This window comes from Halomonas lysinitropha (assembly GCF_902500215.1).
Lineage (GTDB): Bacteria > Pseudomonadota > Gammaproteobacteria > Pseudomonadales > Halomonadaceae > Halomonas > Halomonas lysinitropha.
Window position 1 is genome coordinate 233392 of the sequence record NZ_CABVOU010000027.1, and the last position, 10006, is coordinate 243397.

General features: G+C 67.0%; 7 protein-coding genes. 3 read left to right on the forward strand and 4 right to left on the reverse strand.

Features of this window, described 5'->3' with window-relative positions:
- Nucleotides 1-104 precede the first annotated feature (104 nt).
- The 4 genes from HALO32_RS05600 to HALO32_RS05615 form a co-directional block, all read right to left on the reverse strand.
- Nucleotides 105-3203 carry a molybdopterin-dependent oxidoreductase gene (locus HALO32_RS05600; RefSeq protein WP_151442794.1) on the reverse strand — a complete coding sequence of 1033 codons (3099 nt, stop codon included), beginning with the start codon at nucleotides 3201-3203 and terminating at the stop codon, nucleotides 105-107.
- On the reverse strand, nucleotides 3196-4377 hold the full coding sequence (gene nrfD / locus HALO32_RS05605) for an NrfD/PsrC family molybdoenzyme membrane anchor subunit (RefSeq protein ID WP_151442795.1): 1182 nt from the start codon (nucleotides 4375-4377) through the stop codon (nucleotides 3196-3198). The genes HALO32_RS05600 and nrfD overlap by 8 nt, the downstream gene beginning before the upstream one ends.
- Nucleotides 4361-5137 carry a sulfate reduction electron transfer complex DsrMKJOP subunit DsrO gene (gene dsrO, locus HALO32_RS05610; protein ID WP_151442796.1) on the reverse strand — a complete coding sequence of 259 codons (777 nt, stop codon included), beginning with the start codon at nucleotides 5135-5137 and terminating at the stop codon, nucleotides 4361-4363. Before dsrO ends, nrfD begins: the two co-directional genes overlap by 17 nt.
- Before the next feature lie 261 nt (nucleotides 5138-5398).
- Nucleotides 5399-5680, reverse strand: coding sequence for an XRE family transcriptional regulator (locus HALO32_RS05615; protein WP_151442797.1), 282 nt, complete (start codon nucleotides 5678-5680; stop codon nucleotides 5399-5401).
- A 397-nt stretch (nucleotides 5681-6077) separates the two neighbouring features.
- Between HALO32_RS05615 and HALO32_RS05620 the strand changes: the two genes are divergently transcribed.
- The 3 genes from HALO32_RS05620 to lhgO all read left to right on the forward strand — a co-directional run bounded on the left by HALO32_RS05620 (nucleotide 6078) and on the right by lhgO (nucleotide 9951).
- Nucleotides 6078-7517 (forward strand): APC family permease, encoded by a 1440-nt coding sequence (locus tag HALO32_RS05620; protein WP_151442798.1) that lies wholly within the window; start codon nucleotides 6078-6080, stop codon nucleotides 7515-7517.
- A 154-nt stretch (nucleotides 7518-7671) separates the two neighbouring features.
- Complete coding sequence (glaH, locus tag HALO32_RS05625) at nucleotides 7672-8652, forward strand: glutarate dioxygenase GlaH (protein WP_151442799.1); 981 nt, start codon at nucleotides 7672-7674, stop codon at nucleotides 8650-8652.
- A 102-nt stretch (nucleotides 8653-8754) separates the two neighbouring features.
- A complete protein-coding gene (gene lhgO, locus HALO32_RS05630) occupies nucleotides 8755-9951 on the forward strand; it encodes an L-2-hydroxyglutarate oxidase (RefSeq protein WP_151442800.1) in 1197 nt (398 codons plus the stop codon).
- Nucleotides 9952-10006: the final 55 nt, after the last annotated feature.

A 10006-nucleotide genomic window follows, 5' to 3' on the forward strand; every position in this document is an offset into this window, starting at 1 on the left:
CAAATCGATGACAGGACGTCACCCCGGTGGTCCGGCGTGACGTCCTGTCTCAAGTGGCACTTTCGCTGGCCTGTTCAGCCGAGAGAGGGGCATGACGCCCCGTGTCAGGCCTCGTGGCGGGTCACCCTGATCGGCAGGCCCTGGCGCACCGCGGCACCGCTGATCGGCTCCAGCCAGGTGCCGTCCACGCTGCGGGTGGGGTCCTTGAAGCCCAGGTCGTTGATGTTGATGCCGGCGCGCAGCCACTCGAGGTCGGGCTGGGACTCGCCGTCGATCACGTGGGGTGTCGCCCCCAGGTCGCGGTGGCCGTAGCCGTGCTCGATGCCCAGGGCCCCTGGCATCACGCCTTCGCCGACCAGTGCCAGTGCCACCACGCTGCCGCCGGGGCTCTCGATGCGGATGGTATCGCCGTGAGTGATGCCGAAGCGCTCGGCGTCCTGGCGGTGCATCATCACCGGGTTGTAGGGCTTGATCATGCGCAGCCGCTCGAGGCCGATGGCGTAGGAGTTCATCAGGTTCGACTTGAACGAGAACGCCAGCAGCGGCCACTCCTCCTCGGTGAACACCTCACGCATGGCGCGACCGTCGGCCAGCTTCGGCATGCCGTGGAAGGGCACGCCGCGGTTGGGCTCGCCGTTACGGGTGTCGATGCTGGTGCCTACCTGCTCGTTGTAGACGCACAGGGTGCGCTTCCAGGCGCTGGTGAGGTTCTCGCCCTTGAAGTGATCCTTGAAGTCCTCGAAGCGTCCGCCGCGGGCGTAGAGGTAGGCCACCGGGCCGTGCTCCTCGGGCTTCAGGGTACGCTCGATGCGCGACATCAGTGGCGCCAGGCCGGCGTGAGCGATGTCGCTCTCGTCGGCGGCGGGCAGTGGCTCACCCTGCATGGCCACATTGGCGGCGGCGCGCAGGTAGAAGTCCTCCGCGCGGTGGAGCGGATGCAGCTTGCCCTCGGCGTCGGGGATCGCCTCGTCGCCGAAGCCGGCCAGGCCCAGGCGCTTGGCCACGGCGATGAAGAAGCTGTCCATGGAGACCGGCTCCCCCTCTTCGCTCTTCTGCTGGCGCGGCTCCACCACCGGCCAGCAGGCGGTAGTCATCTTGCCCAGGCTGCCTTTCCATGAGCCGGTGAAGCCCCACACCTCGTACATCACCGAGTCCGGCACGATGTAGTCGGCGTAGCGGTTGGTCTCGTTGAGGAAACCGTCGACGGCCACGAACAGACCCAGGCGCTTGGGGTCCTTGATCTTCTCGGCGATCAGTGCCTCCAGGCCCGCCTGGCCGTAGATGGGGTTGGCCATGCAGCCGATCACCGCCTTGATCGGGTAGGGGTAGCCATCCAGCGCCGAGGGCAGGTGCTCGGTGAGGGTCGGCGGTGCCAGGGAGCGCCAGGGGGCGCGGGCGGGGTAGGGGTTCTCCCCGGCGGCCACCTTGCGCTGGTACTCGGAGGACTTCTCGTAGGGGAAGCGCGAGCGGGAGAGGAAGACCCCCTGAGGGCCGCGCTTGCCGGGGAAGTTGGCCAGGTCGTAGCGGGGACCGGTGCCCACGCCGTTGAACTGGCCGCCACCGGCGGCGCTGCCGCCCTTGCGGTTGTGGTTGCCGGCCAGCACGTTGAGCATCTGCATGCCGAAGGCGGCGTAGAAGCCGTTGCCGGACATCATGCCGCCATGGGAGTTGGTCACCGCGCGACGGCCGTGGCTGGCGAAGCGGGTGGCCAGGTCGACGATGGTGGCCTCGGGGATGCCGCAGTGCTCGGCATACTCGGCCAGGGTGTACTCCTTGGCGGACTCGCGCAGCAGCACCATGCTGCTCTTGACCCGCACGTTCTTGCCGTCTGCGAGTTCGACGTCGCGGTCGACGAAGAGCTCGGCGGCCATCACGGCGTCGCTCGCCACCAGCTCGTCGTCGGTCACCACCATGGGCAGGTCGGCATCGCTCTCCGCCTCGGCCAGGCCCAGGTCGCTGGCGCGGAGGAAGCGGCCGCGGCGCTGATGGTCCTCGGCGGTAATCACCAGGTGGGTGGCGTTGGTGTGGGTCGCCTCATTGGCGGCGTCCGCGGCGGGCTGGCCGGGCAGCTCGAGGAAGGCCTTGGCGTAGCCCTCGTGGTCGAGCAGCCACTGGATCATGGCCATGGCCAGGGCACTGTCGGTGCCCGGGCGGATCGGCACCCAGCGGTTATGGTCGGCGGCGTGGGAGGCCGAGGCGTTGAGGCCCGGATCCACCACCACGTACTCCAGGGTGCCCTCTGCGCGCGCCTGGGCGATCAGCCGCCCCTGGCGCTTGAAGGGGTTGCCGGCCTGGCTGGGGGCGGTGCCCACGTAGAGGATGAAGTGGGCGTTCTGGATGTCCGGCTTGGTGTGGGCGTTCTTGGCCAGGTCATCCATCACCGCGCCCGAGCCCATGCGATAGGCCAGGCCGCAGTAGGAGCCATGGTGGCCGTAGTTGCGGGTGCCGAAGGCGTTGAAGGCGAAGCGCTTGAGCAGTGCCGAGCGGCCGTAGTCGGTGGCCTCCATCACCATCAACTGGTTGGCCTTCGGGCCGTACTCGGGGTTCTCCGGGTCGATGGGGGTGTCGAGGTCGTGGATGGCGCGTAGCCCGTCCACGTGGCCCTCGCCGAACAGGTCGCCGCCCTCGCAGATCTCCTCGATGACCTGCTCGAAGGGCACCTTCTCCCATTCACGGCTGCCGCGCCCGCCCACCCGCTTGAGGCAGTGGGTGACGCGGAAGGGGCTGTCGATCTGCGCCATCATGGCGTTGCCCCGGGCGCAGGCGGTGGAGCGGTTCTGCTGGCCCTGGTCGCCGAAGGCGCTGACGCTGCGCAGCGCCTCGACCACCGGGGTACGCATGGGGAGGTGCTCGTCGGCGGAGAGCGGGTGGTAGGGGTTGCCGGCCACGCGCAGCACCTGATCGGTGTCGTTGTCCACGCGCACCCGGACGCCGCACTTGGTGGTGCAGCCGTAGCAGACGGTGAAGGCCACGCGCTGGTCCGGGTTGAGGGTCAGCTCGCCGCTCTCGGGGTCGACGGTGTATTCCGGCGCCAGGGAGTTGCCGTGGATGCGATGCTCGGGTTTTTCTCCGGCGCTGCCGGTGACGCCCTTGCCCATCTTGATCAGCGGATCGGAGTAGCCGGCGGCGAAGGTGGCGGCGCCGCCGGCGGCGACGGCGCCCTTGAGGAAGCGGCGACGTGAGGTGTCGGGTGACTTAGCCATGACGGAGGGCTCCTTCGACGTCAGTGTGGTCGGGTGCGGCGGGGGAGGCGTCGGCGGCGCTGCCGCCCTGAGTGGCCTGGCGCCACGGCACGAAGAGGTCGATCAGCAGGATGGCGGCGAGCCACAGGCCGAAGGTGCCGACGATGCCGAGGATGCCGGAAGAGCCGGCGGGAATGCCGTAGTGGTGGAAGCCGGCGCTGTGGCGGGCCACGGTCTGCACATCCATCAGCACCACCCAGCGGAACATCCAGCCCACGTGCAGGGCCACCAGGCCGAGCACCCAGGCCCGGGCATGGAGCGCCGGGCGGCGTGAGGCGGGGCGGGTGAGCAGGTAGAGCACCGCGCTGAACAGCACCAGGCCGGTGAGGCCGCCCCAGATCGCGGTGCTGCGCCACTCGGCGCTGTCGCGCACGGATTCCATGGCGGCGGCCACGGAGCCGACGTTGGCGTTGATGCCGTCCAGGAACCAGCTGCCGGCGACCAGCCCTGCGACCAGGCAGGCGCCGAGCATCACCTTGAGCATCTGCCGATTGATCGCCGTGCTGCGCTCACCGGCCACGCGGTTGAGCACCAGGATGAGGCCGGTGGCGGCGATGAAGCCGGTGGCCACGAACATCGGCGGCAGCCACACGGTGTGCCACAGCGGGCGGGCCTTGACGATGGCCACCTCGGCGCCGGTGTAGAGCATTATGCCGGTGGAGAGGGCGAGGGTACCGAGGCCCACCAGCACCAGCAGGGCGCGCGGCGTGGGGGCGTCGCCCAGCGACAGCCAGCGGGCCACGAAGCCGGCAATGCCGGGGGCCTGGCGATGGGCCTGCAGCGCCGGGCGCCAGGCGAGCCAGGCCAGCACGATGACGCCGACCACGTAGAGGGGCAGCACCAGGCTGCCGACGGACATCCAGGAGTGGCTGTTGGCATAGGCGTAGAAGTGCCAGAAGCGCAGCGGCTGGTGCAGGTCGGCGAGCAGCGCCACCGGGGCCACCAGGGTGGTGGTGAGGCAGGCGAGCAGGGCCAGGCGTGCGGTGGGCAGCCAGGCCTTCTTGCCGAACACCAGCGCCGGGGCGGCCAGCCACAGGGTGGCGTAGGAGAGGGCGATCATGAAGAAGTACTGCACCGCCCAGGGGTACCAGGCGATGTCGTAGCGCGGGGCGAGCAGCTCAATGGCGGAATTCATAGCCCATCTCCTTGCCGTGGGGATCGAGGACGTCCAGGGCGACCGGCTCGGCGTCGGGGCGAGTGACGAAGCGCTCGTCCATGCCGAGGTAGAAGACCTGGGGCAGGGTGTTCTTCTCGGGCTGCAGCACCATCAGATCACTGCGGTGCTCGTCGATCATGCGGCTGATCTGGCTCTTCGGGTCGCGCATGTCGCCGATGATCCGCGCGCCGCCCACGCAACTCTCCACGCAGGCCGGCAGCAGGCCCGCCTCCAGGCGGTGGGCACAGAAGGTGCACTTGTCGGCGGTCTGGGTGCGCTCGTTGATGAAGCGGGCATCGTAGGGGCAGGCGTTGACGCAGTAGGCGCAGCCCACGCAGCGGTCGCTGTCCACCACCACGATGCCGTCCTGGCGCTGGAAGGTGGCCTCCACTGGGCAGACCGGCACACAGGGCGGGTTCTCGCAGTGGTTGCACAGTCGCGGCAGCATGAAGGTGGCGACCTCGCCGGTCTCCCGGTGCTCCACCTCGTACTGGGAGACGGTGGTGCGGAAACTGCCCAGGGGGGCGGCGTTCTCGATATGGCACGACACGGTGCAGGCCTGGCAGCCGATGCACTGGCGCAGGTCGATCAGCATGCCGTAGCGCTTGCTGGGGTCGCCTTCTCGGCGGGGTGGCTGCTGGTTGATGCCGGCGCTGGCGATGCTCGAGAGCGGCACCATCGCGGCGCCCGCGCTGAGGCGGGCCAGCTGACCGAGCAGGGTGCGGCGAATGGGGTCCATGGCGCCTCCGGTGGCCTGGGAGGGGCGGTGTCTCCGCCCGAGGGGCAAGGGTTGATACCGGAAGGCTACCTGCGACCAAGGTCTAGGCGCTTGACGCCGATCAAGAGATCGTTAACAAACTCTTAATATTGACATAATGTTCATTCAAGTAATTGAGGATAAAGGACTTTCTGACGTCCGGCAGGCAAGAAAAAACGCTCCGCCTGCAGGGCGGAGCGTTCGCTGTTCGTTATCGTATCGGCTTCCCGGGGGAGGGTGCGCTCAGGGCGGGGGACCGCTCGGATCGATGGTGCGATAGACCAGGCGCAGCTCGTCGACGGAGAGATGCTCGAGCTTCCCCGAGAGGAGGTCGCTGATCTTCTGCATCGGCAACCCTGCCCGGCGCGCAATATCCTTGCTACCGAGGTCTGATACGGCGATCAGGCGCGTGATGATGCGCATCAGGCGTGACCGTTTTTCCAGGTCCCTGACGTCGAGGTCAGGGCAGCTTCGCGGAGGGTCAGTGAGTTCCGCCGCGTACGCGGTATGTCGTGCCGTGCTCATGTTGCTCCAGTGGGCGGTTTCGACAGCTGTACTATGGGGTCTATACGGCGATTTTGCCAGTCTCGATTCGGTGATTCTTTGGTGTGAGATGAGGCCCTGTCGCGGGGTCGCCGTCCGGGGTGGGGTGTGCAGAATATCGAACTTTCCGGCCGGCCCTGCCGAGGGCCGGCCTATGAAACCGCCGGCAGGCTCTGGATGCAAATATCCCTATACCAAGGGCTTCCATCGTCCTGACCTGCGGGGGATGCCGCGACCGCCATGGGCCGGTTGCGACAAATGTCTAGGCGCGGGGTGTTCATTATTCCTTGAACGTTTGTCTTTCGTTCACTATTTTTATCGACGTTTCCTGAAAAAATCTTTCATCATCACAATCGACAATCGACGAGAAGAGGCTGACATGAACAACGAGACGTCCACGGAGACGCACCTGACACGAGTCCTTGCCCGCAAGGACGTTCTGGCCCTGGCCTTCGGCGCCATGATCGGCTGGGGCTGGATCGTGCTGACCGGCAGCTGGATCCAGTCGGCCGGCAGCCTGGGGGCCATCACCGCCTTCCTGATCGGCGGGCTGATCATCGTGCTGGTGGGCCTGACCTATGCCGAGCTGGCCTCGGCGATGCCCCAGGTCGGGGGCGAGCACGTCTACAGCTACCGGGCCATGGGGCACTTCGCCTCCTTCCTGTGCACCTGGGCCATCACCCTTGGCTACGTGAGCGTGGTGGCCTTCGAGGCCGTGGCGCTGCCTACCGTGGTGGAGCACCTCTTCCCGAACTATGCCGTGGGCCAGATGTGGAATATCGCCGGCTGGGACGTGAAGGCCACCTGGGTCGCCGTCGGTGTGGCCGGGTCGGTGCTGATGATGTGGATCAACTACATCGGTGTGCGTACCGCTGCTCTGGTGCAGAAGGTGGTGACCCTGCTGATCCTGGCAGTGGGCATCCTGTTCATCACCGGGGCCCTGTTCCAGGGCAGCACCACGACCATGCAGCCGCTATTCAGCGTCGAGGAGGGCGTGATGGGCGGCATCATGATGGTAATCATCATGGTGCCCTTCATGTTCGTCGGCTTCGACGTCATTCCTCAGGCCGCCGAGGAGATCAACCTGCCGTTCCGCGAGATCGGCCGGGTGCTGATGATCTCGGTGATCCTGGCGGTGTTCTGGTACTCCTTCATCATCCTCGGGACTGCGCTGATGCTCGATCCCGAGGCGCTGGGCGCCAGCTCCCTGGCGGTGCCGGATGCCATGCAGGCGGCCTTCCAGGCGCCATGGGCCGGCAACCTGATGATTCTGGCCGGTATCGCAGGCATCATCACCAGCTGGAATGCCTTCTACATCGGCGGCTCGCGGGCCATCTATGCCCTGGCACACTCCGGCATGCTGCCGGCCTTCCTGGCCAAGCTGCACCCCAAGCACCGCACCCCGACCAATGCCATCCTGGTGATGGGGGCACTCTCTTCCATTGCGCCCTTCTTCGGCCGCCAGGCGCTGGTCTGGCTGGTGGTGGCCGGTGGCCTGGGCATCGTCATCGCCTACTTCTTCGTCGCGCTCTCCTTCGTGGTGCTGCGCCGGCGCGAGCCGGAAATGTCGCGGCCTTTCCGCGTCCGCCGGGGCAAGACCGTAGGTGCCCTGTCGTTGATCCTGTCGCTGATGCTGATCGGCATGTACCTGCCGGGGAGCCCCTCGGCGCTCTCCGCCATCGAGTGGTACCTGTTCGTCGGCTGGATGCTGGTCGGTCTGGCGCTCTACGCCTGGTCGCGCGTTCGCTACGGCGTTGCCTACAGCGACAGCATGATGACGCGCGAGCTGGCCGGCGCGGATCCCTATCCCGGTCGCTGATCCCTCGACCCTCCAGGCGGCCGCCCCGGGGCTCCCGGGGCGGCCATCGAACACAGAGCGCAAAGGACGGCCACTAGCCGCCCTTATTTTTGACAAAAATAAAAAATATAGATATTTTAGGATTGTATCCACGTAACGCCATGGAGCCCCTGACATGACCGTACTGACCCAGCTTCCCGAGACCGCCATGCCCCTGCCCGCCGATATCCGCGGCTTCACGCTGGCGCCTTCCGCCCAGTCGCCGCGCCTGCTGCAGCTGACCGTCAGCCGCAAGGTGGTCGAGGTCTTCCTCGAGGCCGTGGCCGAGTGGCCGGTGCAGGCCCTGGAGTACAAGTCCATGCTGCGCTTCCGGGTCGCGAAGATCCTCGATGACCTCTGCGACAACACCCTGCAGCCGGTGCTGGTCAACACCCTGGTGGATCGCGCCACCGGTGGCTTCCAGGTGGTTCCCGAAGGTCTCGACGACGTCGAGCAGGCCGACGAGATGGTCAAGTTCGCCACCGCCGTGGCGCACCTGATGGGTCGCTCCAACTACGACGCCATGAGCGGCCAGTACTACGCGCGCTTCGTGGTCAAGAATGTCGACGACTCCGACTCCTACCTGCGCCAGCCGCACCGCGTGATGGAGCTGCACAACGATGGCACCTTCGTCGAGCAGGACACCGACTACGTGCTGATGATGAAGATCGACGAGCAGCACATGGAGGGCGGCAACTCCCTGCTGCTGCACCTGGACGACTGGGAGGGGCTGGAGCGCTTCTACCACCATCCGCTGGCACGCCGGGCGATGCGCTGGACCGCGCCGCCCAGCAAGAATGTCGCCAGGGATATCTACCATGCGGTCTTCGACGTGGACGCCAGCGGCCTGCCGATCATGTCCTACATCGACCAGTTCGTGCAGCCCAAGGGCTTCGAGGAGGGCAACTGGCTGACCGACCTCTCCGAGTCGCTCGAGAACAGCCCGGCGATCCTCTCGGTGCCCAACCCGGTGGGCAGCTTCCTGCTGATCAACAACCACTTCTGGCTGCACGGCCGGGATCGGTTCACGCCCCACCCGGAGCTGCGTCGCGAACTGATGCGCCAGCGGGGCTACTTCACCCATGCCAAGACCCTGCGCAACCCGCGTCAGTCCTGAACAGAGCGGCCTGGGGCGAATTGCCCCGCGCCCCGGGGGTACCCTGACGAGGCCACGCCGTGACGACGGCGTGGCCATCGCCTTTCGACAAGCGAGGACGGCATGTACGATTTCATCATCATCGGTGGCGGCATTCTGGGCATGTCCACCGCCATGCAGCTCAAGCAGGCCTATCCGGATCGCCGCATGCTGGTGGTGGAGAAGGAGCGCGAGGCGGCATGCCATCAGACCGGCCACAACAGCGGCGTGATCCACGCCGGCGTCTACTACACGCCAGGCAGTCTCAAGGCGCGTTTCTGCCTGGAGGGCAACCGCGCCACCAAGGCCTTCTGCGAGGCCCACGACATCCCCTACGACAGCTGCGGCAAGCTGCTGGTGGCCACCAATGACCTGGAGATGCAGCGCATGAAGGCGCTGTGGGAGCGTACCGAGGCCAATGGCCTGGAGCGCGAGTGGCTGGGCCCCGAGGCGCTCGCCGAGCGTGAGCCCAACATCACCGGGGTTGGCGGCATCTTCGTGCCCTCCAGCGGCATCGTCGACTACGCCGCGGTGACCCGGGCCATGGCCGCCGAGTTCGAGCGGATGGGCGGCGAGATCCGCTTCGGGGCGGAGGTCACCGCCCTGGAGGAGCGGCGCCAGGAAGTGGTGGTGACCACCGGCGCCGGCGAGTTCACCGGCCGCTATCTCGTGACCTGCTCGGGGCTGATGGCCGACCGGGTGGTGCGCATGCTGGGCCAGGATCCCGGCTTCACCATCTGCCCCTTCCGCGGCGAGTACTATCGACTGCCGGAACGGCACAACGCCATCGTCAATCACCTGATCTACCCGATCCCGGATCCCTCCATGCCCTTCCTGGGCGTGCACCTGACGCGGATGATCGACGGCTCGGTCACCGTGGGCCCCAATGCGGTGCTGGCCTTCAAGCGCGAGGGCTATCGCCGGCGCGACGTGTCGCTCGGTGACATGGCGAGGATGTTCAGCGACCCGGGCATCCTCAGGGTGCTGGGCCGCAACCTGCGCCCGGGCCTCACGGAGATGAAGAACTCGCTGCACAGGCGGGGCTACCTCGAACTGGTGCGCAAGTACTGCCCGAGCCTGGGCCTGGAGGACCTGGGGCACTACCCGGCCGGGGTGCGGGCCCAGGCGGTGTCCCGCGACGGCAAGCTGGTGGATGACTTCCTGTTCGTCAACACGCCGCGCACCGTCAACGTGGGCAATGCCCCGTCGCCGGCGGCCACCTCGGCGATCCCCATCGGCACCCATATCGTCGACAAGGTGAAGGCCCTGGTCGAGGCCTGATGTCGGGGGGGGGGGGGTTTTTAAATGCCCGACGGGCCGGGGGAGGTGAGAAAGG

Bases quoted from the DNA above. Each gene is read 5' to 3' on its own strand.
- HALO32_RS05600 (WP_151442794.1), bottom strand. From the start codon at position 3,203: ATGGCTAAGTCACCCGACACCTCACGTCGCCGCTTCCTCAAGGGCGCC.
- nrfD (WP_151442795.1), bottom strand. From the start codon at position 4,377: ATGAATTCCGCCATTGAGCTGCTCGCCCCGCGCTACGACATCGCCTGG.
- dsrO (WP_151442796.1), bottom strand. From the start codon at position 5,137: ATGGACCCCATTCGCCGCACCCTGCTCGGTCAGCTGGCCCGCCTCAGC.
- HALO32_RS05615 (WP_151442797.1), bottom strand. From the start codon at position 5,680: ATGAGCACGGCACGACATACCGCGTACGCGGCGGAACTCACTGACCCT.
- HALO32_RS05620 (WP_151442798.1), top strand. From the start codon at position 6,078: ATGAACAACGAGACGTCCACGGAGACGCACCTGACACGAGTCCTTGCC.
- glaH (WP_151442799.1), top strand. From the start codon at position 7,672: ATGACCGTACTGACCCAGCTTCCCGAGACCGCCATGCCCCTGCCCGCC.
- lhgO (WP_151442800.1), top strand. From the start codon at position 8,755: ATGTACGATTTCATCATCATCGGTGGCGGCATTCTGGGCATGTCCACC.